The organism is Sulfurospirillum oryzae (assembly GCF_025770725.1).
Taxonomy (GTDB): Bacteria; Campylobacterota; Campylobacteria; order Campylobacterales; family Sulfurospirillaceae; genus Sulfurospirillum; species Sulfurospirillum oryzae.
In genome coordinates, this window is the sequence record NZ_JANZKZ010000001.1 from 820,742 (window position 1) to 845,968 (window position 25,227).

Genomic DNA, 25,227 nt, shown 5'->3' on the forward strand with positions numbered 1-25,227 from the left:
TTATATTTGAGGGATACGATGCTTCAACGTCATTTTTTAAAAATTAGTGCCTTTTTTGTTATTTTAGGAGCAGGTCTTTTTGTATCCTCACTGTTTATCCCACAGCCTTTTGTCATTGGACTGGCAACTATTATACTTTTGGTAGTATTGTTATTTAGCGTGTATCAAACGATCATTCGCCCACTTGCAAACGCTTTGGAACTTTTAGCGACTTTTGACGCTAGAGATAAAACGATTCGAGAAGCACACCAAAAAGAGTTTTTACATGTAACGGAAAAGAATAGCTTATTGCAAGCACTTTTTCCAAAAATTTATCGCCTTGTCACACTCTTAACCTATTTGAGCGAAAATTACTCACAAAGTGCTGGTAAAAATTCTATTGCCACAGCACAACTCATGTATTCGATTGATATGATGTCAAAAAAACTGGAAGAAAAAGCTGCTTCAATTTCAGACATCTCCGCTTCAGCACAAAATATTTTTGATCATGTCAACCGTGTTAGTTCCAATTCGCAAGAGGCTTCTTCCTTTGCAAAACTTTCCATGAGTGAGAGCCGTAAAAGTATCAATGAACTCAATGAAATTATTCAGAGAATGAACACGATTAACATCCAAACAGCCGATGCGTCTTCCAAAGTCAATGAGCTGAAAGAAAAATCTATCACCATCCAAAACGTTACGACCGTCATTGATGATATTGCTGATCAAACCAATCTTTTAGCCTTGAATGCCGCGATTGAAGCAGCACGTGCTGGAGAACATGGACGTGGGTTTGCCGTTGTTGCAGATGAGGTTAGAAATTTAGCTGAACGAACCTCCAAATCAACAGGTGAAGTCAACATCGTCATTAAGCAGATTCAACAAGATACAACCGATGTTTTTTCCAGTATTGAGTCATTAAGAGAAGAAGTTGATCACGCCACTCAAAAAGTACAACATGTCGGAGAGGAGATTAAACTCTTTATCGCCAATGCTGAAAAAATCGAACAGCAAATTGCCAATATTGCTCAAAGTTCTGACTATAACAGTGAACAGCTCCTCAGTATCAAAGAAGCCATCTCAAAAATTAGTGACCAACTTGAATCGGGCACAAAAGAGATGAAGTCTATTTCGGGACAAACACAAGCGATTATTTCTGGAGCTGAGGAAGCACATGAAAATCTCAGCGCTTTTGCGATGGATGAGTATCATGAAAAAATGTACCAAATGTGCTTGCACGCAAAAAAACAAGTAGAGCAAGTTTTTGAGATGGCTATTCAAAGTGGAAAACTCAGTGTTGAAGATATTTTCGACACAAACTTTAAACCTATCCCAAATACCAACCCTCAAAAATTCACCAATCGATACGATCATTTTACGGATCAAGCGTTTCCTGAGATTATTGATTCTATTTTAAAAGAAAATGCACAAACACTTTATTATTCAATCGCCATGGATAAAGCGGGTTACATTTCAACGCACAACTACAATGCTCGCGCACCGCTCACGGGTGACTACCAAAAAGATCTTTTTGGTAACCGTAGCAAACGCATCTTTACGGATACGGGAGTAAGAGGTGCAAACCACGAAAAACGCGTTCTACTTCAAACCTACCGCAGGGAAAATGGCGACATTATGCACGACATCTCCATTCCTATTTATGTAAAAGGTCGTCATTGGGGCGGATTTAGAATAGGGTATAAACCTAAAAATTGATCACCTTCTACAAGAAGGGTAACAAAAGACTCTTCTTGTCACTTTTACACATTTCTGCTTAAAAAACCCTCATTTTACTTAAATTTAACTTATTTTATATATTTAATACTATTATTTTCATTAAATTTAAAGTGTAAAAAAGTTACCAAAAAGAAGTTAATAAAAATAATTTTATATGTTTTATTGTATTTTAAGTTTTAAGTGCATATAATTCCGAAAATCTAAAAAGGAGCCGTCAAGATGAAAAAGTTAAATGTAGTAAAAGCTGGAATAGCTATGACGCTTATCAATGCTGTTTTATTTGCTGTGGGCTTTGTATACTTAGCACAAACACAATCGTTGTAATAATAGATAATAACCGAAAAGTATTCAGAAAGAGTGTAATTTTAGGATAGCATTCTAAAGTCACACTCTTCTTTTAAATAGTTATTCTTCTATATTCTCTTCGCCGAGCATCTCGCGCATTTTGCGCTCCATTCGTTTTTCAAATGCTTCATTTGAAGGTGAATCTTCACAAGAAAATTTAGCTTTCCCGTAAAGTACACATCCTTTATCACCCGGATCACACTCTTTTTTAATGATGTCGCAAGTCCCTTCTACATCATGAGGGCAAGTCCAACCACCTTTATTCATATAAATCCTTACATGTAATGTTTAACAAGCGTGCTAATACCACCTACAACAAACTGTACGGCAATAGCACCAACAATTAAACCCATCAAACGACTCACAATCTTTTGCCCCGTAATCCCTAAATAGTGTCGAATGTAAATACTGTTTTTAAAAGAGAGGTAAACACTTAATGCCACAATCAAATAAGCGATAATGAGTGCAGCAACAGAGATAATACCTTCACTATGTCCTCGCAAAATAATAATCGTAGCAAAAATACCTGGTCCAAAAGTGATGGGAATACCCAAAGGAATCACCGAAAACTCATCATTTTTGATCGCTTCTTCGCGTTCTTCTTCTGTTTGGTTTTTGGATTCCATAGAACCTTGCACCATTTTGATTGCCGTTAACAACAGTACGATTCCACCCATTACTTTAAGCGAATCAATCTCGATGCCAAAAAGATTGAGCAAAAAATTACCCGTCAATAAAACAACAAAGAAAGCCACAATGATTGTCATCGTAGCCTTCCAAGCAATTTGATTAATATGTTCTTTCGTTGTACTCTGAGGCAGAAGTGAGAGCATAATAGCACTCACTCCTAAAGGATCGACAATCGCCATCATCGTGATAGTATGTTGTAGTAAAAGATTTAGAAATTCAACCATTATGCATCAGTCTTTAAAACAGCGCCGCTGCTTGCGTTCGTAACGAGTTGGCGGTATTGCTTCAACCAGCTTCCTTGAATGGTTTTCACTTTTGGTTTGAATGCAGCTTTACGACGTGCCAATTCTGATTCATCAATCAACGCTTCAATGGTATAAGCATCGACATCGATCTGTATGGTGTCACCATCATGCAAAAGACCGATTAACCCACCCTCAGCTGCTTCTGGACTTACGTGACCAATACTAAGACCTCTGGTTGCGCCAGAGAAACGTCCATCCGTAATAAGCGCAACATCAGCACCAAGCCCCATACCCATAATTAAACTCGTAGGAGAGAGCATCTCTTGCATACCTGGACCTCCGCGCGGTCCTTCGTAGCGAATGACAACAACATCACCTTTTTTCACTTTTCCACCCACAATACCCGCAAGCGCTTCTTGTTGAGAATCAAAACAGACCGCTTTACCGATAAATTGACGACCACCTACAATGCCTGCTGTTTTGATAACGCAGCCCTCAAGTGCCAAGTTACCAAATAAAATAGCCAACCCGCCCACTTTTGAATAAGGATTTTCAAGTGTATGAATGATAGCGGTATCTTTGATCTCAGCGTTTGCGATGCGCTCACCAACACTCTCGCCCGTAACGGTTAGATTATCTAAGTGTAAAATCCCATTATCACGTCTGCTTACTTCTTTCATCACTGCACTCACGCCACCCGCACGGTTGATGTCTTCCATGTGAACGGTTGAAAGCGAAGGAGCAATTTTAGCGATATGCGAAACATTTTTGCTGATCTCATTAATGTCTTTGATCGCAAAGTTAACGCCCGCTTCTTTAGCAATCGCTAACATGTGAAGAACAGTGTTTGAACTTCCACCCATTGCCATGTCGACGGCAAAAGCATTGCGTACGGCTTTTTCATTAAGAATATTACGGATTTTAAAGCGATCGTCAATGGCGATCTCGCAGATACGTTTTGCTGCAGCTCGCAAAAGTACTTCACGCTCAGGGGTTAGGGCTGGAATGGTGCCATTACCTGGAAGAGCAATGCCCATCGCTTCCATAAGGGTATTCATACTATTGGCAGTAAACATTCCCGAACAAGAACCTCCGCTTGGACAAGCATTGCATTCAATGTCTTTAAGCTCTGCTTCGTTAATGTCACCCTTTTCAAATTTTCCAACCGCTTCAAAAGCCGTCGTTAAGTCAATCGGTGTTCCCTCTTTGGTATAACCTTTTTTCATTGGTCCACCGCTGACAAAAACCGTCGGAACATTGACACGAAGCGCACCCATAATCATACCTGGAACGATTTTATCGCAGTTAGGTATACAAATCATCGCATCAAGCATGTGTGCGTTCATCATCGTCTCAATCGAATTGGCTATAAGCTCACGACTTGGAAGCGAATAAAGCATACCATCATGCCCCATCGCAATACCATCATCAACACCTATCGTATTGAACTCAAATGGCACACAGCCGTTCTTGCGAATCTCATCTTTGATGATAACAGCATACTCATGCAAGAAGAAGTGACCAGGAATAATATCGATATAAGAGTTGGCTACTCCAATAAATGGTTTATTAAAATCTTCATCTTTTAAACCTGTTGCTCTAAACAAACTTCGATGTGGCGCTCTGTTGTACCCTTTTTTGACTTGATCACTACGCATCAATTATTCCTTAAAAATTTTTTTAATTATAGCAAAACCACTCTAAAAAAGCTTACATGTAAAGAAATTTGCACGAATGACTTTACATTTGAAAAAAAAACTGCTATACTCTCATCTCTTTTTTAGACGCGGGAATAGCTCAGTGGTAGAGCACAACCTTGCCAAGGTTGGGGTCGCGAGTTCGAACCTCGTTTCCCGCTCCATTTAGTTTTGTTTAGAGAAGAAATGCGTTGCCCGGATGGCGAAATTGGTAGACGCAAGGGACTTAAAATCCCTCGGGAGTTTTTCCTGTGCCGGTTCAAATCCGGCTCCGGGCACCACCTGATAAGATTTGGTGGCGATATAGCCAAGCGGTAAGGCATGGGCCTGCAAAGCCTTGATCCCCGGTTCAAATCCGGGTGTCGCCTCCACCTTTATAATTATTATCATTTATAAAACTTCTGTCGGGAGATGGCAGAGCGGCTTAATGCGGCGGTCTTGAAAACCGTTGAGGGTAATACCTCCGGGGGTTCAAATCCCTCTCTCCCGGCCACTTCATACTAAAATCCTAAAATACCAACTTTATTGAACTACTTTTTTTAAAGTAGCTAACGAGTAGCTACTTTAATTTAACTCAAACGTTTACAATTTCCACTTTTATCGACTTAAATGCCGCTGTTAAAATCAACTCATCACATCTATCGCCAAAAAGATTGTTGATTTTTGATTTGGCGTGGTGAAAGGTGCAAAACAGTGTTTTGGGTTGGACTTTGTCGGTAAATTTAACCGTTAGTGGAGCACTTTGTCCAAATTCTGTTTTTAATATCACTTTTTCACTGGTAAAATCTGCCGCATCGTCTTCGTGTACCAGTAAAATTGTTTCATCATAACGCTTATTGAGCCTCTCACTGCGACTGGTTTGCGAAGCATTGTTATACTGCGCCAGTGTTCGCCCCGTGGTAAGATGGTAGCCTGTGAGTCTTTTTTCATGGATTTCTTGCACCATGCCACGAAACTCATACTGGTGGTAATGAAACTCACCGTAGCCATCTTCGGTTCGAAAGTCGAGTTGATGTAAAATCGGTGTATCTTCGGTGTGTACAGGCCATTGAAGCCCGCGAACGCGGTGGCGTTCGAGTCTGTTGTAACTTGCACCCGAAAAACGTCTGTATGCCACTTCTCGCACTTCATCCCAAATCTGTTTAGAATCTTCATAGGCGTAATGTCCGCCCATTTTATTTTCAAGGTGTTGAATCACTTCCCAGTCATCGGGTAGATCAGACTTCACAAGCGGTTGCGAGAGGTGAAGACGGCGCATCGCGTTGACATAAACACCTGTTTTTTCATAAGCAGATTTCACACCGATGACAATGTCCGCCCGATTGGCGATTTCGGTCATAAAAAGCTCTTGAACCATAATAAATTCGACGTTATCGAGTGCACGGTTCACTTTGTTACTGTTGGGGTGAACATGCGTGAGATCTTCACCCATATTGATCACCGCTTTAATGCGACCCTCTAACATCTCATTGACAAGTTCAGGCGTCATCAGTCCTATCTCTTTGGGTGTTTGATAATCGGGGTCGTAGTAAGGAAGCATACCCATATCGCAAGCGCCTTGGACGTTGTTTTGCCCACGAAGTGGCATCAGTCCTGCACCTTGCTTACCGATGTTTCCTGTCATAAGGGCTAAATGCGTTATCGCCATTACCGCATACGAGCCATCAATGTGTTCGGTAATGCCAAGACCCCAGAAAATCATCGACTTTTTGAGTGCGTATTCTCGCGCCACTTTTGGGATGAGTTTACTTAAACTTTCATAGCCTTCAATCTGCTCAAAATACTTTGGATTTGCATACGGGTCATTTAAAATTTTCTCTTTAAACGCTTCAAACCCTTTGGTGCGATCGGCTAGAAAATGCTCATTGTAAAGCTCTTCGGTAATGATGACATACGCCATCATATTTAAAACAAGCAGATTCGCTTCATGCGGAATGATGCCTTTGTATTTGGCAAAACGGTGTAGCGTGATTTCTCGCACATCAAAAACGGCTAAATTGTCATGCTTTCCCGCCACATCCACAATGCGGTTGGAGATAATCGGGTGCGCTTCTGTGGTATTGGAGCCAAAAACAATCATAAATTCGGCATTGTAGATGTCATTGTAAGGATTGGTCGCAGCACCCTCGCCGATGGTCGTACGCATGCCTTTAAGGCTTGGGGAGTGACAGATGCGCGCGCAGTTATCGACATGCGGAGAATTGAGGGTATTGCGGGTGAATTTTTGCAGCAGGTACGAACTCTCGCACGATGTCCTTGCCCCTCCGATGGAGCAGACACTTGTGCGTCCGTACTTTGCTTGGATCTCTTGAAGTTTCATCGCCGCTGCAGTGGTGGCAGCATCGAGCGTTGTCTCAACCCACGTCTCATCCAACTCTTTTACATGTAAAGATATTGCCTCAAAAATTGCGGGGTTTTTTGCTAAAAAGCTTTTGCGAATGCGTGGGATTCTAAGACGATCGGGAGCATTCACAAACTCAAAACCGTATTTGCCTTTGACGCAAAGATTTCCCTCTGAGACCACACCTTCAGGATGAGCGAAAATGCTTTGAATTTTATTGTCTTTGACATTGGCGGCAATGTCACACCCAACGCCACAGTACGTACAAACGCTGTCGATTACTTCAACATGTTCCATGTTTATTCACCTTTGGTATAGAAAAAATCTCCATGAACAGACTCATTTTTGATTTTTTTAGTCGCACTCGCTTTGAGCGCATCGTAACGTGCAACATCTATTTTTTGCTCGCCCATTGTTGCGTTTTTATCTTTGCCAGAAACTTCCGCATTGAGCACTTCACACTCTTTTTTAGTCAATCTCTTTTTGAGAAGTAGTGCCAACTCTTCATCGCTTTTGGTCAGTGGACGCTTGTCGCCCATGACCATTAAAATGATTTTTCTAGCTTCCAATTCGTTTAATTTCATGTTGCCCTCTTCAAGTTATTGCGCGTATTATAGCCTAACGAAACTTTTGCTATACTCACCTTTATTTGTTACATAAAGGTTAACCATGATTATCTACATTCACGGATTTGGCTCGAGCGGAGAGGCGAGTAAAGCAAAAATGCTTCGTGCTTATTGCCAAGAAAATAAAATTCGCTTTATTGCACCATCACTGCCTACAATTCCAGATCTTGCGATTAAAACGCTGAGTGAGCTTATCGAATCTTATCAGGACAATGAACCTGTATACCTCATGGGTTCATCACTTGGTGGCTATTATTCGCTTTATCTCAGCGATAAATACAATCTTAAAGCGGTACTGATTAATCCTGCGGTGAATGCACCTGAAACACTACAGCGAGCAATTGGACATGGGGTGAATTACTATGACAACTCTGCATACGAATGGAATGAGTCACATCTTGAGATGCTTGAAAGCTATGAGATTGAAGAGCCAAATCTTGAAAACCTATTCGTTCTGCTTCAACAAGGCGATGAGGTGCTAGACTACGAAGAGGCGCTTGACTTTTTAGAGGGCGCTAAAATGGTTGTCGAAGAGGGTGGCAATCACAGCTTTGAAGGTCTGGATCGCCACTTAGAAGGGATTAAACGCTTTTTCGGCGTCGCTTTAAAATTGTAATATTGTTGAGCCGTTTTACCGCCCACAATGAAAGCAGTGTACCTAAAATAATAAAGAGGTCGATTTTCTCGTCCAAAAAGAGCACACTAAGTATAATTGCTGAAAACGGCACCAAAAAGACAAACGAACTTACCTCTGCCGCGCCTAGTTTTTCAATGCCTAAAAAATAGATGGTATTGGCAAATGTCGTTGCGGCAAAGGCGATAAGGGCGAGATTGAGCCAAAAGATGCTATCGAGCGTATCATAAGCGATGGTGCTAGGTTCGACAAAAAAGAGCCACACTAACGCAACCGTGACAACGTACATGTAAAACGTAAAGACAATAGGCGAGATTTTGGTTGATTTGGAGCTTAAGATAGTCAAACCCGCCCACGAAATCGCCGCTAAAATAAAGTAGAGATTTTGAATAACCAGTATGTGCTCTTTATCAAACGTCCAGACATGAAGCATTGTTAAAACGCCTGCCGCTCCGAGTGCGAGTGAAAAAGTGTCTTTGCGTGTCATCTTTTTACTTCCCATAAGCGCTAATATCAAAAACGTCATCACGGGAATCATCGGCGTGACCATCGCACTTCCAAGCGAAGCTGTGCCATATTTGGTACCAAAATAAAAAAAGTTCATATACGCAATGAGTGTTATTGAGGTCAAAACGACCAAACCAAAGCTTTTGAGGTCGATTTTAAAGGAACGTTTTAGTCCGATGATGATGGGCACCATCGTCACCGCTGTAATGCCAAAACGCAAGAAAATCATCTCGTACGCACCGATGTAATGTCCTATGATTTTGACATTGACCCACGAGCCACCCCATGCGACCATTGAGAGAAAAAGTAAAAAGAAAAAAAGATTTTTATTTGCCATGGTAACTCCTTGGCGCGAAGTGTACTCTTTTTGGTTTTATTTATATAGAATAAAATTGCTTTTTTGAAGCAGAGTTTTGGGCGAATAACCGTAAATTTTACGAAAAGAGCGGATAAAATGCGACTGGTCGCTAAAGCCCGCATGAAGCCCTGCGAGAGCAAGTGATTCACCCTCTAAAACAAGCTCTTTTGCTCTATGGATGCGCTCTGCAATGATGTATTGATGCGGCGTTAGACCCGTATGATTCTTAAAAAGCCTTAGAAAATGGTACTTGCTCACCATTGCTGCTTCGGAGAGGTTTTCTAGTGAAATCTCCGTATCCAAATATTCATGGATATATTCAACCGCCATTGACATGGTGTTTTTTTCTTTACATGCAAAAGGATAAGGCGTGGCTAAACGTGTATAGTTGGCTATGAGATATGAAAGTGCATTGATAAGTTTAGACTCCGTAACCATCGCCTCTTCATGCGTATAAACACTGCGAAAAAAAGAGACTAACCGCCTGTAAAGTTCATCATCTTGGATGATGTGCTTCTCAAAAACAGGCATCTTTTTTTCTCCATACATCTGTTCATAAAGATTGCTCAAAAGTTCAACATTGGGGTAAAAGTTGGTGTATTGCCATGCGTGAGAGTCACCACAATGCACCTCCCCTGGGTTAATCACGCGTGTGGAGTATTGATACGCGAGGGTCGTTTTGTGCTCATGTATGGACTTAAAAATGCCATCGTGCGTCAGTCCAATAGTGTAAGTGTCGTGAAAATGGTTGGTAAATTTACCATTGGAGTTGGTGATATTCTCAAAAATAGTATCACTGAGAAGAGATGCTTTCATGGCAAAAGTATAACGCAATTTTACATGTAAAAATAGTACAAAATTGCGCGCTTAGTACCGTGTAAATTTAACTGCTTGTGCTTTGCCCTCAATGCCACTTAAGCGATTCCATGAAGCACCAAGTTTTGTATAGCGTACATAGATGAGCGCATCAGCACCTTTTTTGAGCGCTTCTTCTTTCAGTTTGGCTTCAACGGCTTCTTGTTTTGGCTCTTCGCCCCACGGGTTGATTTTGGTCACACTTGCACTCACTTCACCAAGACTGGCATAAGGTCGATCGGTGATGTCAAGCTCGTACATCAAGATATTATTTGGAAGTGCTATCTTTACTTCAGAAACAACCGGAGCAGGTGTAGTTGGTGCTTTTTGACTCCAAAAATCATAGTTGAAACTCATGCTACATCCTGAGAAAAAGCCTAAACACATTAGCATTGCTACCCACTGTTTCATCACACACTCCTTAAAAGATAGGCAAAGTTTACCATTTTTAGCGTTACATGTAAAATTTTGATCTATAATATAATTTTACAAAGGAGGCACCATGCAAAATGTGATCCTAGATATTGCTAAACAAGCTATCCATGATAGTTTTAACCACACTTCCACAATCGATACGAAGGCACTATTGGAGTGCTATCCCGAACTCTCTAAGCCTAAAGCGACCTTTGTCACCCTTACGCTTGATCATCAACTGCGTGGGTGTATTGGCTCGCTCATTGCGCACCGACCACTTTTAGATGACCTCATTCACAACGCCCAAGCTGCAGCTTTTGAAGACCCACGTTTTTATCCGCTGAGTCCTGAAGAGTTTTCGCGCGTACATATCGAAGTTTCACTTTTGAGTGAACCAGAAGTCGTCGTATACTCTGACATTGAAGACCTTAAAAGCAAGGTTACCGTGGGCGTTGATGGTATTATCCTCCAAAGAGGGTCTCGTAAAGCGACATTTTTACCGCAAGTTTGGGAGCAACTGCCAACATTTGAGCTTTTCTTTTCACATCTATGCCAAAAAGCAGGATTAGAGTCTGGTTGTCTAGAAAGTCATCCTGACATCTGGCACTATAGAGTTGAAAAGGTGAAATAATGCACTATTTTAAGGCTGAAGGAGCACGACTTGTTTGCCTTTTATGTGCGCATTATTGCCATCTTAAAGAAGGGCAAGTGGGCATTTGTGGTGTCAACAAAAATGTTGATGGCGCCATTCAAAACCTTGTTTACGGCTATCCTGTAGCCATGCACGTTGATCCTGTGGAAAAGAAACCACTGTATCATTTTTTACCCGATTCTAGAGCTTTTTCTCTTGGAACGATCGGGTGTAATTTTAAATGCCCTTTCTGTCAAAACTGGAGTATTTCGCAAGAAAAATCTTTACATGTAACAGAGTATTTTGCCCCTTTGCAAATTGTTGAAATGGCACTCAAATACGAATGTGCTTCCATCGCTTACACCTACAATGAGCCCACTATTTTCTACCCCTATGCCAAAGATATTGCTCTTTTAGCCCATGAAAAAGGCATCAAAAACATCTTCGTTACCAATGGATTTGAATCTAGCGAAGTGATTGATGATATGGTAGGCATTATTGATGCTGCCAATGTTGACCTCAAATCCTTTAACCACGACTACTACAAAAAAGAGCTTGGAGGAGGGCTAGAAGCCATCTTGGAAAACCTCAAACACTTCAAGCGTAACGGCATTTGGATCGAAGTCACTACACTTATTGTTCCTACGAAAAATGACTCGGATGCTGAACTCACCTCCATCGCATCGTTTATTGCCAAAGAGCTTGGAGAGCAAACACCTTGGCACATCAGTGCCTTTCATCCTGATTATCACGAGCAGGGACTTCCAGCAACTTCTATCGAAACACTTAAACGCGCCGAAGCCATTGGACAAAGTGCTGGATTAAAACACATCTACATCGGCAATGTCGGACTTGAAAACCCAACAAGATGTGTTACATGTAACACTGTTTTGATAGAGCGCAAACGCTTTGAAGTCATAGAAAACCATTTAGTAGAAGGATGCTGCCCAAAATGCAAAACCAAACTCGCAGGAGTTTTTGATGAATAAATATCGCAAGTCTGCCGTTGCTGGCATGTTTTATCCCGATAGTTGCAGTGACATCAAACACTACATCGCGCACTTTACCAAAGAGATGCCCGAGTTAACCCTTGATGTTTTACCACGTTCCCTCATCGTACCCCATGCGGGCTATGTTTACAGTGGCTATACCGCCAATCTTGCCTTCCATTACGCCGCTTCAAAACGCCCTGACATTGAACGGGTGGTCGTCCTTGGTCCAAGCCATCGTGTTTACGTCGCAGGCGCTTCCATCGCTCTTTTTGAGGCATACCATACGCCTTGTGGTGAGCTTGAAATCGACTTAACGTATAGTCATGCGCTTGCGAAGAAATTTGCCTTTTTAGACTTTCTACCCAGTGCGCACGAAGAACACTCCACCGAAGTGCAAATGCCCTTCATTTACCACTATTTCAGACATGCAAAAGTCGTTGAAATCGTCTATGGCGACATCACTCACACTGAACTTTCACAGCTCATCGACGATGTGCTTCAAGATGAAAAAACGCTTCTGGTTATCAGCACCGATCTTAGCCATTTTTACACACAAGTGCAAGCCAATAAGCTCGATAATCTCTGCATAAATGCCATCTCACACCTTGACCTTCACGCCCTTTCTCATGGTTGTGAAGCGTGTGGAATTACAGGCGTCAAAGCAATGATACAAAGTGCGCTCAATCATAATTTCCAAGCCCATTTTTTAGACTATCGCACCAGCTTTGCACGCACAGGCGATGATAGCCGAGTCGTTGGTTACACGTCGTTTGCACTGGGATGATATCACATCCTTTCTTCTTCACATTTTCTCACTTTAGCAATTTAGGAAAAGAAATAAAAACCTAAAAAAAGTATGATTGTGCCAACAAAAGGATAATAATATGAGTCTTGAAAATACGACAATACATCAAATCAAAAAAGTAATTTGTTTTGTGGAAAAACACCTTAACGATGATTTAGATGTCGCTACTTTGTCACAAATTGCTGGATACAGCCATTTTCACTTTTGTCGGCTTTTTAAACTTTATACAGGTGAATCCATAGGAGTATTTATAAGACGCCTAAAGCTTGAAAAAGCAGCCTTTGCAATGGTCGATAAAAACAAATCTATCACCGACATAGCAATAGCAGCAGGATACGATACCCCGAGTGGTTTTTATAAAGCATTCAATGAGTTTTTTGGTTATGCACCTAGCGAGCATAAAAGACAAAAACATATAGCATTGAAAAAAATAAAAGGAGCTACAATGCTAGAACCAAAAATCGTTACACGTGAAGCGATCAACACTATTAGATGTCGAAGAATAGGAGCTTACAATACCAGTACGAAAGAAGCATGGGGAACACTCTGCACACTCTTACAAGAGTATGCCATTAAAAATAATCTACCTAACATGCTGAGTGATGATAAACAAGAAGCTATAGGAATAGGGTATGATGACCCAACCATCACCGCACCTGAAAAGATAAGATATGAAGCATGTCTCAGTTTTGAAAAGACGTATGAAAATCTTCCTGAAGGACTTAGTCAGAACCTCATTGAAGGTGGAAGATTTGCCTCTTTGCTTCACAAAGGAAGTTACAATAATATGTATGATTCTTGGATGAAGCTCTATTCGTGGGTCACCGAGCAAGGCTTAGAACTCAGGGAGAACAACCTGTTTGAGAAATATCTCAATGATCCAACCTACACATCTGAAGCATTACTTGAGACAGAGTTGTTTCTTCCCATCCGATAAGCCACTATCTTTAGCGGCTTATCTAGCAAGGATAAGCTGAATACTGATCAGCGACAGCCCACCATTGACCATTTTCTTTGACAAAAAAGAACATATCGCGTCCGCCAAGATCAACCTTGTGTCCGCCCATATCAAATGACATATCAAAATTATAGGCAACCACCGCAGAATCACCATAGACGTGAATCACAGGGTCAATCTCTTCCCACCGATGTATCGTGGCAGCTTGCGCAAAGCCTTTCCAACCTTCTAAGCACATCGCCCGACCTTCACGGCGGTATCGATCTGTTGCGGTAATAGCGATCATATCGCGATGAAAATAGTTGACCAAATCATCGGGATTGCCTTTCGTCCACGCATCATTCAAAGCGCGTACCGTTGTCCAAATCTCTTGTTTTATCGGATCATCAAATGCTACTATTGCCACCTTCTCGCTCCTTAACATTTTTTATCCATTATTTTACTCTATCGGCACATAAATCTCCGTACGCAAATTCTCAGGCTTGGTGCGCCTTGGATCTCGGTTGAGGTACTTTTCAAAAAGAGGCTTGTCGCGTAGTTTCACGCCACTTTGAACCATCCACTGACCTATCTCATCATAGGTGGCTTTCAGATTTTCATACGCACCTTTATGCAAGAACACCGCAAACTTTCCACCCTCCATCACCTTGCGAAAAACCTCGCCTTTTGGCTCAATACTCGCATCATCACAGCTAATACACGCATCGTAGCGAAGTAGGTCTGGCTCTATAAGGTTCGGATTGTCGTGCCCGATGCCAAAATGCATCGTCTCTTTGTCCATAATTTTTTTATGAAACTTCATTCTTTGCTCGTACACAAAAGGCATCAATACATTCCACGCTTCACACGCTGAGGTTGCATACAAACCTGTTTTTCGCACATACAAAACCGTTATCGGCTCTAAATTCACCACTTTTGGCGACACCATCACAACTCCTTGTTTCGCTTTGAGCTGATCCGAAAAAGCCCTCGGACTCATCCCAAAATGTTTTTTAAACGCTTTGGTAAAGGAGGCATTGGTTTCATAGCCACTATCAAGGGCAATCTGGGTAATTTTTGGTTCAATTTTAAGCTTCCACGTCGTTCTTTGAAGCCTGATGCGACGTATATAATCCCCAATATTTTCACCGCTCACAGCCTTAAAAATTCTATGAAAATGATACTTCGAAAACCCCGCTACTTTGGCTAACTCTTCAAGACTCAGCTCTTGTGCGTAGTTGGCTTCAATGTAAAAGATAACCTTATACACACTGTGAATATAGTCCTCTTTGGTGATCTCTTTCATAGCCCCTCTTTAAAACGTTTATGTGAAAGTGTAGAGTAATGGCGAAGTTAAAACTACTCCGTGGTTGCTAAATTTGAAAATGCGTATAATCTTCCATTTTGAGGTGTTATCGTGTGATTGCCATAAAATCCACGTTTTTTCAGCACTTTGATGATCGTTTTCATCACAAAGCCATGTGAGATAATACACATATTTTTAGTTAAATCACATGTTTTGAAAAACTCATTTATTCTCTGAACAGTATCAATTCTATTTTCACCTTCTGACATATTAAAATACCACTGTATTCTAGCTATAACTAACCAAAGCCACGTGGGAAGGAGCAAAGAAGTTTTTATAAATACTTTTGCATCAACTTCTCTTACTAAATCACTTATCTGATACTTATGGCAAACAAAATCTGCTGTTTTTAGAGCTCTCATCTGGGATGAAACATAAACAATTTCAATATTAGGAAAATCTACCTGTGTATAATGAAGATCAAAAGTATCATAATCTTTGACCCATTGTTCAAATTGGGCACTATTCATCCACGTTGTTGATGTATCTTTCACTTTAAAGTGACGCATCAGATAAATCATGTAAAACTATCTCTTCCCCTCAATATGCTCTATCAACTCCTCTATTACATCAACATAATCCTGCGCATTTCCACTCGCTTTAGCGGCGAGGATAGCGCCCTCAATCGTTGAAGTAATGAAAAGTGCTAGTTTGGTTGTATCGCACGGTTTCATCTCTTTTACTTCAATGGCTTTGTCTAAAATGGCTTTGATATTAGCACGAAAAGCCCCATAGATAGACTTCATCAGCGTATTAAAATCTTCATCGATGTTGGACATCTCTTGGACGATGTTGGCGATAGGACAGCCACGCTTAAAGTCTCTTACGGAAGTGTCGCGCAAACGCGTGTAAAACTCTTCAAGAAAGCCGCTGGTGTAGGTCTCGACATAACGATATTTCTCAGCATTTTTTTGCAAGATAGTCTCTTCGATGGAAGCGAGTGCCATCTCTTTTTTATTGGCAAAGAAGTGGTACATGGAGCCTTTGTGTACGCCCGCTTTGGCTAAGATGTCTGAGAGTGATGCACCTTGGTAGCCGTGTGAAAAGACCTCGTCAAAAGTAGCGTTTATAAGTTTGTCGCGTGTATTTTCCATTGTATATTCCTTATATTTCTAACGTTTATTATAGCACAGTTTTTCGACACTTGACTAAGCGGTCAATTTTAGTTAAAATACCGCTTGACCAAACAGTCAAGTTCTAAAGGAGATTTTATGAAACGAGCTCTTATCGTTGTTGATGTTCAAAATGAATATTTTGATGGTGGTGCATTGCCCATCAGCTATCCGCCTCATAGTTTTGAGCGCATTAAAACGGCTATTGCCCAAGCGCAAAAAGCGGGAATTCTTATCGTTTTTGTGCAACACACCAGCCTCAAAGAAAATGCAGGAGCGTTTGTGCGAGGAAGCCAACTATGGGAATTTCACGATGAGATTAAGACAATAAAACCTGATCTTTACATCGAAAAGAATCATGCGAGTTCATTCATAGGAACTGACCTAAACTGGAGACTAAGAAATCTTGGTATCGACACTGTTTCTATCATAGGTTACATGACTCAAAACTGTTGCGATGCAACCGCAAGAGACGCTTCACAACTTGGATTTAACGTCGAGTTTTTAAGCGATGCCAATGGTACATTGGCTTTTTCTAATGAAGCAGGTGAGGTAAGTGCCGAAGAATTACACCGAGCTTTTTTAGTCGCTCAGGCATTTGGATTTAGTCGCGTTTTAACACTTAATGAATGGATACCATTACTTCATTGACAAAAACCTTGGAATAACATCTGTTTTTCCAAGGTCATTAGCTTACATACAGATACGTTTAAATCTCATCCGCCATGGCAACATTGTACAAAATGTCATCCGTTGGGTGACGGTACATTGGCATACCAAGGCGTTTTTCATCTAAAATATGCCCGATAAAGCCGATGGAGCGCCCCACAACAAAGAGCGCATTGAGCGTTCCTGTCTCTATAAAGCCATCAATTTCATCTTCACTATAGCCTAAAGAACGCCACATATCGACCATCAAAACACCGATGGTGCCATCGACATTTAAGATGAGGTTGTCTTTTTTAGACGTGGTTATCTTCTCAACTTCTAACGCAAACTCTAGCAAAGGAGTCTTTGGAAAATGCGCTTTGGCGTACTGCTTTAACCCCGACACACGAAGATCTGGATTGCGTACCGACTTCACACGATGTCCAATGCCAGAGATGGTTTTTCCCTCTTTTTTCATGTACTCCAAAAATTCATCAGGACTCATACCGTTATCGTTGGCGTATTTAAAATAGCGCGCCGCATCGTCTATCGCTCCACCAAAACGAGGTCCAATGGTAACAAGTCCGCTGACCAGTGCGCTGATGACGTCTTTGCCCGCACGTGCGGTGACTTTGGCATTGTGCGCTCCCGAAACAGCAGGACCATGGTCTGCAACGGTTTTGATGACAGTCTCAAGATAATCCGTCGCCCATTTAGGATAACGTTTTTTAAACCACAACAAGGAGATAACATCACCAATGCCAAAACCTGTTTCAGGTGTTGCCACCGAACTGATAGGATACCCCGCATACGTCGCTTCATCGCCTCTATCGTCTGAAATCGTACAGATAAACTCTTTGCTACGACGTACTTTGGGGATACTTCTCACCTCAGGCTCAACAATTTTTCCGATAATCCCCTTATCGCAAAGCTCGCTGTAAACCTTAGCAATGGTGTTTGGCAGTTCATTGAAACTTGAGGGCACGTAAATGCCAACTTCTGCCATGGCTTTGTTTTTGGCTCCTGCTGTTTCAGCGTTTGCATTGGCAGATGCGCCTGCATGACCAAACTGAACACCTGAGCTAAAGTACTTCGCAATCGTCCCTATACACCACGCGATGATGGGCTTTTTGATACGACCTGAACGTACCGCTTCAATGACTTTGTACTCTTCAAGTCCGCCCACTTCACCAAGTAATACCATGTATTTGACATCGGGATTATGCTCCATGCGAAGTAAGTTGTCGATAAATACAGAACCTACAAAACGGTCACCGCCTATGGCAATGCCCTCAGCGATACCGTCGGCGTTAATTGCGATAATATTGGCAAGTTCGTTAAAAAGCCCGCCTGAACGTGTCACAAGCCCGCACGAACCCGCACGGTGAAGCTTGGAAGCGATGATATTTTCTATCGTGCCACCAATATTGGCGATTTTAAATCCGCCAGGTGCAATGCCTCCCACCGTCGCGGGACCTACGATAAGAACACCCGCATCACGCCCTGTTTGGTTCATCTTGCGTGCAAGTCGCTCAGGGATTCCCTCCGCGGTTACCATCACCATTTTGAACTGTCCCGTGATGTCTATCGCTTCCATCGTGACATCATAGGCGGTACGAAACGAGGCAAAATTGAGCAGAACATCTGCTTTGGGAAAAGCAAGAGCCGCATCTTTGGTGTTTCTAAAAATGGGCACCATAATCTCATCGGCGCCGTAAAAAAACTTTTCAAATTTGTTGCTTGATGTTGGTGCGACGATGGCAGCAACGGAAGGTTTGAGACGATTGATGGTATAGTCATAATCAAGCATACGCTGAATGGCACTGGTGTTGTTGTTCCAAAAAATGGCTTGCGTCTCTTTGGTAAATAAAGCGCTCATCTTCTTCTCCTTATTTTTCAAGTGCCATACGCACGATGTCGGTGACATGTGTTTGCGGGCCATACACTTCGATGTAAAGACCAAGACGATCGGCTGCTTCTTTAATATCTTTGAGACCTTTTTCATAGTTAGGTCCACCCCGACGCACATAAATGCGCGTTCCTACCGCTTTCATTTTGTCGGCGTACATTTCAAACGCTTGAATGATGCCCGTAAACGTTTTCGCCACATCCGTAAAGTTGGCAATCGCCCCTCCGATAATCAAAATCTTATCGCGTCCTTTCGGGTCTTTATGGCGTGTCATCAGGTCTAAAACGGTTTGCGCATAAAAGCGGGTTTCATCGGTGGTTGGACCTCCAGAGTACTCGCCGTAATTCGCCAAATCACTCACATTGCCGCTTAAATCGGCGATGGTGTCGGCATACACCACCGAAGCACCACCCCCTGCGACCATCGTCCAGATACGTCCCATCGGATTGAGAAGGGTCAGTTTCAAAGAAGCCCCCGACTTAGCGTCCGCTTCGGCGATGGCTTTCTCTTCTGCGGATTGGTCTTCCATGCCAAACGCTGTGGGAAACTCTGCCCCACACCACGCATCTTTCATCATAAAACCTGCCGTGTCATCAAGGCGTGCTACAAGATCTAAAATGTGCATATCATTTCCCGTCATAACAATAGGATTTATCTCAAGATAGGCAAAATTCATATCTCTGTAAAAGGCATAAAATTGCTCTGCAAAAGTGATAAAACGCTCTTTATTTTCAGCAGGAATTCCTAAAGGCACATTGGCACGAATGAGATGCGAAATGCTCACGTCATCCATCATAATAGGAATAACGACCTCATTAACCTTTTTCTCCCAACCTTCTTCCACCTCCATGCCACCCTCAGCGGAGAGATACAACACATCGTCTTCTCCCACTGTTGTCGCGCTGATGTAGTACTCTTGGTCTTCTCGATGCGGGGTAAAAGGCTCAACGATAAAACGGTTCAACGTCCCTTTTTCACCGGAGAGCAAAATCGTTTTATACGAACTCTTCTCATCGATCCATTTTATTGCATCTTCCAAAGTCACATCGCCAGCTTGTTTTGTTTTGTATAAAACGAGATTGTTTTTACCCCGTTTACCAAAAAGCATGTCGGGCTTTGCCACGAGCGCCCTTTGCTTGAGCCATTCAAAACCGTGCTCATTTGCCTTAGCGCGCAACTCATCGCCACTGCTTACCGTTACTGATCTAAATCCATAGTGAAATCCGCTGAAATATTTTTCCCAATGTTTTGAAAAAATGGCTTTTCCATCGTACTCACGAATTGCTCTTTGTGCCATCTGTTACTTCCTTGTTTTACATGTATTAAAGTGTTTACAAAACTTTGGTGCTTTTACTTTTTATTTGGTGTCAAAAAAGTTATTTTTATTCAGTACGTCTATCAACTCTCGCACCGACCTGATAGATTCGGCAAAAAGTCTATCTTGCTCGGCGTCAAGGCTAGGGGCAAATACCTGCTCAACACCGCGAGCACCTAGCATGACAGGAACGCCACTGACAACATCATCGTACGCATATTCACCCTCTAGCATCACCGCGCACGGATAGACAAGCTTTTTATCTTGCAAAATAGACTCCACCATCAGCGATGTTGCTTTGGCAGGTGCGTAGTAGGCAGAACCTGTTTGGAGGTAACGCACGATTTCAGCGCCACCATTTTTAGTTTTGGCAACAATTTCATTGATCTCATTCCAATCTAAAAAATCCGTTAAAGGAAGACCCGCTACGGTGGTAAAACGAGGTAGTGGTACCATCGTGTCACCATGCCCTCCAATCACCTGCGCTCTTACTTGTCCACCAAATTCTATTTTGTGTTTATTGTAAATGGCTTCTTGAATGTAATGCGCCATTCTGGCACTATCTAAAATACCTGACATCCCAACAATGCGACTTCTATCCCAGCCTGTCTCTTTGAGTGCCACATAGACCATAACATCTAAGGGATTTGAAACAGGGATGATAATAGCGTTTGGCGAATACGTCTTTACATCTCTGACAACTTCTTTCATAATCTGCGCATTTTTCAAGAGCAAATCATTTCTATTCATCCCCGGAAGTCTTGGACTTCCCGCTGTAATGACGACCAAATCACAATCCGCTAATTGCTCAGGTGTTTGCGCAACCTTTACCAAAGTACTCATTCTTGCAGCTTGTGCTGATTGGCTCATATCTAAAGCCATTCCTTTCGCTCGCTCAACCTTGTGATCGCTAAGAATCACTTCGTGCGCCAATCCGCGCATAGCGATTGAGTAGCCAACGGTTGAACCCACTTGTCCTACCCCAACGATGCCAACTCTTTTACTCTTTCCCATGCTATGCCCTTTTGGTTTGATGTTTAATTTAAGAAGAATTTACACACTTAAATTCTTTCAAATTTTGTAATTATAGCATAATAGAAAATAAACGAGAAGAATTTACACATATTAAGATACTAAATGTAACTTATTAGCCTTTTATGACGAATTTATTTTAAACTTTACAAATTTTGTCCTATTTGTTATAATAACATTGTGAGTATTTTTGAAACATAAAGGTGGAAGTCATGAAATACGATGTTATTATCATTGGAAGTGGCATTGCTGGTATGAGAGCAGCGATCGAGGCGAAAGAGCTTGGTGCCAATGTGGTGATTATAACAAAATCTTCACCTTCGGCGAATAATTCTTTCATGGCAAAAGGTGGCATCAATGCTGCTTTTGGAAACATGGGAGATGCGGACAATATTTTTCAACATATTGCAGAAACACTCAAAAGCTCTGTTGATATTGGAAATGAAGAGTCCATTAGAATCTTTTGTGAACAAGCCCCTACTGCGGTGAGAGAACTCATAGGGTACGGTGTCGAATTTACGAGACTTCCCAATGGCAAAATCGCACAGCGACCTTTTGGTGGTTCAAAATTTAAACGAACGGTTTACGCCGCCGATGAAACGGGACCTGCGATTATGAAAGCCTTGTATGAGGTGATTAAAAATTATGAGATTGACATCATCAAAAATCACATGGCTATCAATTTAATGACGAAAAATAACATTATCTCAGGCGTTACACTTTTTGACGAAGAGACACAAAAAGTTGTTGTCTGCGAGGGCAAAAGCATCATTTTAGCGAGTGGTGGGTTTGGCTCTTTGTATAAAAACTACACATCTAACGTCAAAGATGCCACGGGAGATGCCATCGCCATGGGACTTCGAGCAGGGCTTAAAGCGATGAACTTGGAGTTTGTCCAATTTCACCCTACAGGCTTAGAGGGTACCAACTTTCTTTTAAGTGAAGCCGCGCGTGCGGAGGGAGGAAAATTGGTGGATGAAAAGGGCGAATCGTTTGTCGATGAACTCAATACGAGAGATTTCGTAACACGCGCTATTTTTAAAGAGATGCAAAAAGGAAATAAAGTCTATTTGGATTTAAGAGACGTGCCCCAAGAGGTGATCGATACTAAGTTAATTGGGATTAAAAAAAGGGTGCATACCTTGAAAAAATTAGACCCTAGCCATGATCTTATTCCTGTAACACCTGTTGCGCACTACACGATGGGTGGCATTGAGACTGATGTCATTGGTCGAACCAGCATTAAAGGTCTTTTTATTGTAGGGGAAGCTGGAGACAATGGAGTTAATGGCGCGAATCGTTTAGGAGGGAATTCGCTTAGTCAAGGTGCGGTATTTGGCAAAATTTCAGCCTATGAAGCCATTAAATTTGCCAATAAAATGAAAAAGTTTAATGGCGTGGACTATTATGACATCACCAACGATATTGAGCTGGTTAACCGTTTAAAAAAATTAGCTGAACATATTGATACCAATGCCTTGCGAAATGAGATCGGGCAGATTATGTTTGAAAAAATCGGCATTATACGCACAGAGTCTGACATGCAAGAGGCGTTAGAAAAATTTGAGGCTATGGAAAGGACATTGGAGAGCATTCAAAACGATAAATCTTCAACGGTTAAAAGCATGTTAGAGCTTATCAATTCTCTTTTAGTCGCTAAAGCCGTCGCCAAATCTGCTTTGCTCAGAGAAGAGAGTAGGGGTTCTCACTTTAGGATAGATTTTCCTGAAAAAGATAGAAAATTTAAGATTAACACGCTTATAGGTATAAAAGACTTGTAAAATATTTTGGCTTGACTAATCGGTCAAATTTTGTTAGAATGTCACTTGACCAAACAGTCAAGCCATTAAGGAGGTTTTTATGCCACTCATTAACACGATTAAACCAGAAGATGCAACAGGTGAGCTCGCCGAGCTTTATGGGAAAATACAAGCCATGAGAGGACGTGTCAGCAACTCTGCACAAATCTTTAGTGCTAGCCCTGAACTCATTAAACAGCAAATGGCGTTTATCGAATACTACATGTTAAAGCAAAAAAGCCTTTCTATGGCACTTCTTGCCTGTATTCGTACACTCGTCTCCGATAAAAACGGTTGCCAATACTGTGTTGATTTTAACGCTTCTATGCTCATCAACATGATGCATTGGACACCCAAAGAGGTTGAAGCCATGCGTGCTAATCCAAACAATGCCAAACTGGATGCCAAAGAAAAAGCGATGCTTCTCTTTGTGCTTAAAGCTGTTCGCACCCCTCATGATGTAAACGCTTCAGACGTTCAAGCCTTGCGTGATCTTGGGTATGAAGATGGTGATATTTTGGATGCAACAAACCACGGTGCGCGTATGTCTGCCATTGACATTATCTTTGACGCATTTAAAATCGAGAAAGATTTTTAGCCACCGCTGCCTTAAAAGTAAATAGGAAATTAGTGTATAATTTCTTAATTCTTTTAAGGCACTATTTTTTATGATAAATAACGAAATTTTTTACCTCTTTGCCATCATCTCCGTTGGCTATATCCTAGGCAATATCAAAATCAGAGGCTTTTCACTTGATGTGACAGCAATGCTCATTGTAGCGTTGATTGCAGGGCATTTTGGTATGGTTATTTCTGACGCATTTCAATACTTTGGACTGGCGATTTTTATCTATGCTGTTGGGCTACAATCAGGTCCAGGTTTCTTTGACACCATTAAGCATGAAGGACTTAAACTCAATCTCATTGCCACAGCACTTTTGGTACTCCTTTTTATCATCATCTTTGGCTTTGGTTACTTTTTTGATCTTCCTAAGACTATTATCGATGGTATCTTTACAGGAGCCCTTACTTCTGTCCCAGCCCTTGCGGCAGCATTGGAAATCAAGCATACCCCAACCACTTCGGTTATCTTCGGTCTTGTGTACCCTTTTGGCATTGTGGCAACCGTTCTTTTTATTCGCGTACTTCCGGTACTTTTTCGTGTCGACTTGCAAAAAGAGGTTGAAGAGTATGAATCAAGCCAAAAAGTACGTTTTCCAGACATTCATACACGAAATTTTCGCATTACCAATGAAAACTTTAGAAATACCGAGATCAAAAAATCCAAAATCGAAAGTATGACCTCTACGGTCATTGAGCGTATGACCTCTGATGGTGCGGTTGATCACACAACAGAAGACGTTTCTCTAAGCTTTGGCGATGTCATCAGGGTTGCAGGAACCGATGAACAACTTGCCAATCTTAGCATTGTATTAGGTCAAGAGATTGGTGAAGATCACGAGTTCCAAGACAATATGATCGTCCTACGACTACTCACAACATCTAAAGAGATTGTGGGTAAAAAGATCGGTATGATTAAAGAACTCAAATCCCTTCGTGCCGTTATTACCAAAGTACGACGTGCGGGTATCGATATTCCAGCGTATCCAAGCCTTACATTGCGACTGGGCGATAAACTCTATGTTGTTGCGCCCGATGCGTATGGTGAAAAAGTAACGAAACTCATTGGTAATGACCTTTTAAAATACCCAGCCGCAGACTTCTTGCCGATCTCCTTAGGTGTTGTTTTTGGTATTTTATTGGGAAGTATCCCTTTTTATATCCCTGGTGTTGGAGCTATCAAACTAAGCTTCGTTGGCGGTATTTTGATTACCGCGTTGGTGCTTGGACGACTTGGACGTGTTGGACCCATCGTTTGGAACCTTTCACCGCACTCAACTACGCTTTTAAAAACACTTGGTCAGCTCATCTTTATTGCAACGCTTGGAACGAATGCAGGCAAATATCTTGTCGAATCGTTAGAGAACAACGGCTTCTTACCCATCATTTTAGCACTGGGTGCGCTTATCGTTTCATTGGGCATTATTACCTTTACATGTAGAAAAATTTTGAAGATGAATTTCCTCGATATTTTAGGTCTCCTTTCAGGCGCTATGACCTCTACGCCTTCTCTTACGATGGCAAACAACATGACCAAAACTGACTACCCTTCCATTGCGTATGCAGCAGTTTATCCATTGGGATTGGTACTTGTCATCGTTCTAGCACAACTGGGTATGAAGATCATGTAAC

General features: G+C 41.7%; 25 protein-coding genes and 4 tRNA genes. 14 read left to right on the plus strand and 15 right to left on the minus strand.

Annotation, left to right across the window (positions count from 1 at the left end; translation table 11 throughout):
• Positions 1-18 precede the first annotated feature (18 nt).
• The gene (locus tag N0B29_RS04065; RefSeq protein ID WP_263832399.1) at positions 19-1,695 is read left to right on the plus strand and encodes a methyl-accepting chemotaxis protein; all 1,677 of its coding nucleotides are present in this window, start codon (positions 19-21) and stop codon (positions 1,693-1,695) included.
• 426 nt (positions 1,696-2,121) lie between these two features.
• Here N0B29_RS04065 and N0B29_RS04070 read toward each other — a convergent pair whose 3' ends face one another.
• Genes N0B29_RS04070 through ilvD form a run of 3 tightly spaced genes read right to left on the minus strand, consistent with a single transcriptional unit; the run spans position 2,122 to position 4,654 of the window.
• Positions 2,122-2,328 (minus strand): hypothetical protein, encoded by a 207-nt coding sequence (locus N0B29_RS04070; protein ID WP_263832400.1) that lies wholly within the window; start codon positions 2,326-2,328, stop codon positions 2,122-2,124.
• A gap of 8 nt (positions 2,329-2,336) precedes the next feature.
• Positions 2,337-2,975 (minus strand): MarC family protein, encoded by a 639-nt coding sequence (locus N0B29_RS04075; protein ID WP_263832401.1) that lies wholly within the window; start codon positions 2,973-2,975, stop codon positions 2,337-2,339.
• Positions 2,975-4,654, minus strand: coding sequence for a dihydroxy-acid dehydratase (ilvD, locus tag N0B29_RS04080; protein ID WP_263832402.1), 1,680 nt, complete (start codon positions 4,652-4,654; stop codon positions 2,975-2,977). Before ilvD ends, N0B29_RS04075 begins: the two co-directional genes overlap by 1 nt.
• Before the next feature lie 128 nt (positions 4,655-4,782).
• Here ilvD and N0B29_RS04085 point away from each other — a divergent pair.
• The 4 genes from N0B29_RS04085 (at position 4,783) to N0B29_RS04100 (ending at position 5,186) form a co-directional block, all read left to right on the plus strand.
• Positions 4,783-4,857, plus strand: a tRNA-Gly gene (locus N0B29_RS04085).
• Between the two features lie 29 nt (positions 4,858-4,886).
• Positions 4,887-4,974 (plus strand) — tRNA-Leu (locus tag N0B29_RS04090).
• A gap of 16 nt (positions 4,975-4,990) precedes the next feature.
• Positions 4,991-5,064, plus strand: a tRNA-Cys gene (locus N0B29_RS04095).
• 34 nt (positions 5,065-5,098) lie between these two features.
• Positions 5,099-5,186 (plus strand) — tRNA-Ser (locus tag N0B29_RS04100).
• Positions 5,187-5,267: 81 nt separating this feature from the next.
• Here the strand turns inward: N0B29_RS04100 and N0B29_RS04105 are convergent.
• Together N0B29_RS04105 and N0B29_RS04110 are read right to left on the minus strand one after the other, a co-directional pair.
• Positions 5,268-7,331, minus strand: coding sequence for a molybdopterin oxidoreductase family protein (locus N0B29_RS04105; RefSeq protein ID WP_263832403.1), 2,064 nt, complete (start codon positions 7,329-7,331; stop codon positions 5,268-5,270).
• A 2-nt stretch (positions 7,332-7,333) separates the two neighbouring features.
• The gene (locus tag N0B29_RS04110) at positions 7,334-7,618 is read right to left on the minus strand and encodes a hypothetical protein (protein ID WP_263832404.1); all 285 of its coding nucleotides are present in this window, start codon (positions 7,616-7,618) and stop codon (positions 7,334-7,336) included.
• An 85-nt stretch (positions 7,619-7,703) separates the two neighbouring features.
• Between N0B29_RS04110 and N0B29_RS04115 the strand changes: the two genes are divergently transcribed.
• Entirely contained in the window at positions 7,704-8,276 is a 573-nt protein-coding gene (locus N0B29_RS04115; RefSeq protein ID WP_263832405.1) for a YqiA/YcfP family alpha/beta fold hydrolase, read from the plus strand.
• Here the strand turns inward: N0B29_RS04115 and N0B29_RS04120 are convergent.
• The 3 genes from N0B29_RS04120 to N0B29_RS04130 are packed head-to-tail and all read right to left on the minus strand — an operon-like array spanning position 8,242 to position 10,425.
• A complete protein-coding gene (locus N0B29_RS04120) occupies positions 8,242-9,138 on the minus strand; it encodes a DMT family transporter (RefSeq protein WP_263832406.1) in 897 nt (298 codons plus the stop codon). The genes N0B29_RS04115 and N0B29_RS04120 overlap by 35 nt on opposite strands.
• Before the next feature lie 36 nt (positions 9,139-9,174).
• Positions 9,175-9,975, minus strand: coding sequence for an AraC family transcriptional regulator (locus tag N0B29_RS04125; protein WP_263832407.1), 801 nt, complete (start codon positions 9,973-9,975; stop codon positions 9,175-9,177).
• Positions 9,976-10,026: 51 nt separating this feature from the next.
• On the minus strand, positions 10,027-10,425 hold the full coding sequence (locus N0B29_RS04130; protein ID WP_263832408.1) for a YbjQ family protein: 399 nt from the start codon (positions 10,423-10,425) through the stop codon (positions 10,027-10,029).
• A 91-nt stretch (positions 10,426-10,516) separates the two neighbouring features.
• Here N0B29_RS04130 and amrA point away from each other — a divergent pair, with 91 nt between their 5' ends.
• The 4 genes from amrA to N0B29_RS04150 all read left to right on the plus strand — a co-directional run bounded on the left by amrA (position 10,517) and on the right by N0B29_RS04150 (position 13,793).
• On the plus strand, positions 10,517-11,059 hold the full coding sequence (amrA, locus tag N0B29_RS04135; protein WP_263832409.1) for an AmmeMemoRadiSam system protein A: 543 nt from the start codon (positions 10,517-10,519) through the stop codon (positions 11,057-11,059).
• On the plus strand, positions 11,059-12,048 hold the full coding sequence (gene amrS, locus N0B29_RS04140) for an AmmeMemoRadiSam system radical SAM enzyme (protein WP_263832410.1): 990 nt from the start codon (positions 11,059-11,061) through the stop codon (positions 12,046-12,048). The genes amrA and amrS overlap by 1 nt, the downstream gene beginning before the upstream one ends.
• On the plus strand, positions 12,041-12,835 hold the full coding sequence (gene amrB / locus N0B29_RS04145) for an AmmeMemoRadiSam system protein B (RefSeq protein WP_263832411.1): 795 nt from the start codon (positions 12,041-12,043) through the stop codon (positions 12,833-12,835). The genes amrS and amrB overlap by 8 nt, the downstream gene beginning before the upstream one ends.
• A 100-nt stretch (positions 12,836-12,935) precedes the next feature.
• Positions 12,936-13,793, plus strand: coding sequence for an AraC family transcriptional regulator (locus tag N0B29_RS04150; protein ID WP_263832412.1), 858 nt, complete (start codon positions 12,936-12,938; stop codon positions 13,791-13,793).
• A gap of 22 nt (positions 13,794-13,815) precedes the next feature.
• On the opposite strand, the gene N0B29_RS04155 is transcribed toward N0B29_RS04150, so the two are convergent.
• From N0B29_RS04155 to N0B29_RS04170, 4 genes are read right to left on the minus strand one after another with little or no spacing between them, the layout of a single operon-like run.
• Positions 13,816-14,220 carry a nuclear transport factor 2 family protein gene (locus N0B29_RS04155; protein WP_263832413.1) on the minus strand — a complete coding sequence of 135 codons (405 nt, stop codon included), beginning with the start codon at positions 14,218-14,220 and terminating at the stop codon, positions 13,816-13,818.
• Positions 14,221-14,253: 33 nt separating this feature from the next.
• The gene (locus N0B29_RS04160; protein ID WP_263832414.1) at positions 14,254-15,099 is read right to left on the minus strand and encodes an AraC family transcriptional regulator; all 846 of its coding nucleotides are present in this window, start codon (positions 15,097-15,099) and stop codon (positions 14,254-14,256) included.
• A gap of 53 nt (positions 15,100-15,152) precedes the next feature.
• Positions 15,153-15,680, minus strand: a complete 528-nt coding sequence (locus N0B29_RS04165) for a phosphoglycerate mutase family protein (protein ID WP_263832415.1) — start codon at positions 15,678-15,680, stop codon at positions 15,153-15,155.
• 6 nt (positions 15,681-15,686) lie between these two features.
• Positions 15,687-16,253, minus strand: a complete 567-nt coding sequence (locus tag N0B29_RS04170) for a TetR/AcrR family transcriptional regulator (RefSeq protein WP_263832416.1) — start codon at positions 16,251-16,253, stop codon at positions 15,687-15,689.
• A gap of 117 nt (positions 16,254-16,370) precedes the next feature.
• Between N0B29_RS04170 and N0B29_RS04175 the strand changes: the two genes are divergently transcribed.
• A complete protein-coding gene (locus N0B29_RS04175) occupies positions 16,371-16,922 on the plus strand; it encodes a cysteine hydrolase family protein (protein WP_263832417.1) in 552 nt (183 codons plus the stop codon).
• Between the two features lie 58 nt (positions 16,923-16,980).
• Here the strand turns inward: N0B29_RS04175 and N0B29_RS04180 are convergent, their stop codons facing one another.
• Genes N0B29_RS04180 through N0B29_RS04190 form a run of 3 tightly spaced genes read right to left on the minus strand, consistent with a single transcriptional unit; the run spans position 16,981 to position 21,157 of the window.
• Complete coding sequence (locus N0B29_RS04180; RefSeq protein ID WP_263832418.1) at positions 16,981-18,798, minus strand: citrate/2-methylcitrate synthase; 1,818 nt, start codon at positions 18,796-18,798, stop codon at positions 16,981-16,983.
• Between the two features lie 10 nt (positions 18,799-18,808).
• A complete protein-coding gene (locus N0B29_RS04185) occupies positions 18,809-20,125 on the minus strand; it encodes an ATP citrate lyase citrate-binding domain-containing protein (protein WP_263832419.1) in 1,317 nt (438 codons plus the stop codon).
• Between the two features lie 60 nt (positions 20,126-20,185).
• On the minus strand, positions 20,186-21,157 hold the full coding sequence (locus N0B29_RS04190; RefSeq protein WP_263832420.1) for a malate dehydrogenase: 972 nt from the start codon (positions 21,155-21,157) through the stop codon (positions 20,186-20,188).
• 230 nt (positions 21,158-21,387) lie between these two features.
• On the opposite strand from N0B29_RS04190, the gene N0B29_RS04195 reads away from it, so the two are divergent.
• The 3 genes from N0B29_RS04195 (at position 21,388) to N0B29_RS04205 (ending at position 25,226) form a co-directional block, all read left to right on the plus strand.
• Positions 21,388-22,956: an L-aspartate oxidase gene (locus N0B29_RS04195; RefSeq protein WP_263832421.1), complete on the plus strand. Its 1,569-nt coding sequence runs from the start codon at positions 21,388-21,390 to the stop codon at positions 22,954-22,956.
• A gap of 79 nt (positions 22,957-23,035) precedes the next feature.
• The gene (locus N0B29_RS04200) at positions 23,036-23,572 is read left to right on the plus strand and encodes a carboxymuconolactone decarboxylase family protein (RefSeq protein WP_263832422.1); all 537 of its coding nucleotides are present in this window, start codon (positions 23,036-23,038) and stop codon (positions 23,570-23,572) included.
• A gap of 70 nt (positions 23,573-23,642) precedes the next feature.
• Entirely contained in the window at positions 23,643-25,226 is a 1,584-nt protein-coding gene (locus N0B29_RS04205; RefSeq protein WP_263832423.1) for an aspartate:alanine exchanger family transporter, read from the plus strand.
• Position 25,227 lies beyond the last annotated feature (1 nt).

Bases quoted from the DNA above. Each gene is read 5' to 3' on its own strand.
- N0B29_RS04065 (WP_263832399.1), top strand. From the start codon at position 19: ATGCTTCAACGTCATTTTTTAAAAATTAGTGCCTTTTTTGTTATTTTA.
- N0B29_RS04070 (WP_263832400.1), bottom strand. From the start codon at position 2,328: ATGAATAAAGGTGGTTGGACTTGCCCTCATGATGTAGAAGGGACTTGC.
- N0B29_RS04075 (WP_263832401.1), bottom strand. From the start codon at position 2,975: ATGGTTGAATTTCTAAATCTTTTACTACAACATACTATCACGATGATG.
- ilvD (WP_263832402.1), bottom strand. From the start codon at position 4,654: ATGCGTAGTGATCAAGTCAAAAAAGGGTACAACAGAGCGCCACATCGA.
- N0B29_RS04105 (WP_263832403.1), bottom strand. From the start codon at position 7,331: ATGGAACATGTTGAAGTAATCGACAGCGTTTGTACGTACTGTGGCGTT.
- N0B29_RS04110 (WP_263832404.1), bottom strand. From the start codon at position 7,618: ATGAAATTAAACGAATTGGAAGCTAGAAAAATCATTTTAATGGTCATG.
- N0B29_RS04115 (WP_263832405.1), top strand. From the start codon at position 7,704: ATGATTATCTACATTCACGGATTTGGCTCGAGCGGAGAGGCGAGTAAA.
- N0B29_RS04120 (WP_263832406.1), bottom strand. From the start codon at position 9,138: ATGGCAAATAAAAATCTTTTTTTCTTTTTACTTTTTCTCTCAATGGTC.
- N0B29_RS04125 (WP_263832407.1), bottom strand. From the start codon at position 9,975: ATGAAAGCATCTCTTCTCAGTGATACTATTTTTGAGAATATCACCAAC.
- N0B29_RS04130 (WP_263832408.1), bottom strand. From the start codon at position 10,425: ATGAAACAGTGGGTAGCAATGCTAATGTGTTTAGGCTTTTTCTCAGGA.
- amrA (WP_263832409.1), top strand. From the start codon at position 10,517: ATGCAAAATGTGATCCTAGATATTGCTAAACAAGCTATCCATGATAGT.
- amrS (WP_263832410.1), top strand. From the start codon at position 11,059: ATGCACTATTTTAAGGCTGAAGGAGCACGACTTGTTTGCCTTTTATGT.
- amrB (WP_263832411.1), top strand. From the start codon at position 12,041: ATGAATAAATATCGCAAGTCTGCCGTTGCTGGCATGTTTTATCCCGAT.
- N0B29_RS04150 (WP_263832412.1), top strand. From the start codon at position 12,936: ATGAGTCTTGAAAATACGACAATACATCAAATCAAAAAAGTAATTTGT.
- N0B29_RS04160 (WP_263832414.1), bottom strand. From the start codon at position 15,099: ATGAAAGAGATCACCAAAGAGGACTATATTCACAGTGTGTATAAGGTT.
- N0B29_RS04165 (WP_263832415.1), bottom strand. From the start codon at position 15,680: ATGATTTATCTGATGCGTCACTTTAAAGTGAAAGATACATCAACAACG.
- N0B29_RS04170 (WP_263832416.1), bottom strand. From the start codon at position 16,253: ATGGAAAATACACGCGACAAACTTATAAACGCTACTTTTGACGAGGTC.
- N0B29_RS04175 (WP_263832417.1), top strand. From the start codon at position 16,371: ATGAAACGAGCTCTTATCGTTGTTGATGTTCAAAATGAATATTTTGAT.
- N0B29_RS04180 (WP_263832418.1), bottom strand. From the start codon at position 18,798: ATGAGCGCTTTATTTACCAAAGAGACGCAAGCCATTTTTTGGAACAAC.
- N0B29_RS04185 (WP_263832419.1), bottom strand. From the start codon at position 20,125: ATGGCACAAAGAGCAATTCGTGAGTACGATGGAAAAGCCATTTTTTCA.
- N0B29_RS04190 (WP_263832420.1), bottom strand. From the start codon at position 21,157: ATGGGAAAGAGTAAAAGAGTTGGCATCGTTGGGGTAGGACAAGTGGGT.
- N0B29_RS04195 (WP_263832421.1), top strand. From the start codon at position 21,388: ATGAAATACGATGTTATTATCATTGGAAGTGGCATTGCTGGTATGAGA.
- N0B29_RS04200 (WP_263832422.1), top strand. From the start codon at position 23,036: ATGCCACTCATTAACACGATTAAACCAGAAGATGCAACAGGTGAGCTC.
- N0B29_RS04205 (WP_263832423.1), top strand. From the start codon at position 23,643: ATGATAAATAACGAAATTTTTTACCTCTTTGCCATCATCTCCGTTGGC.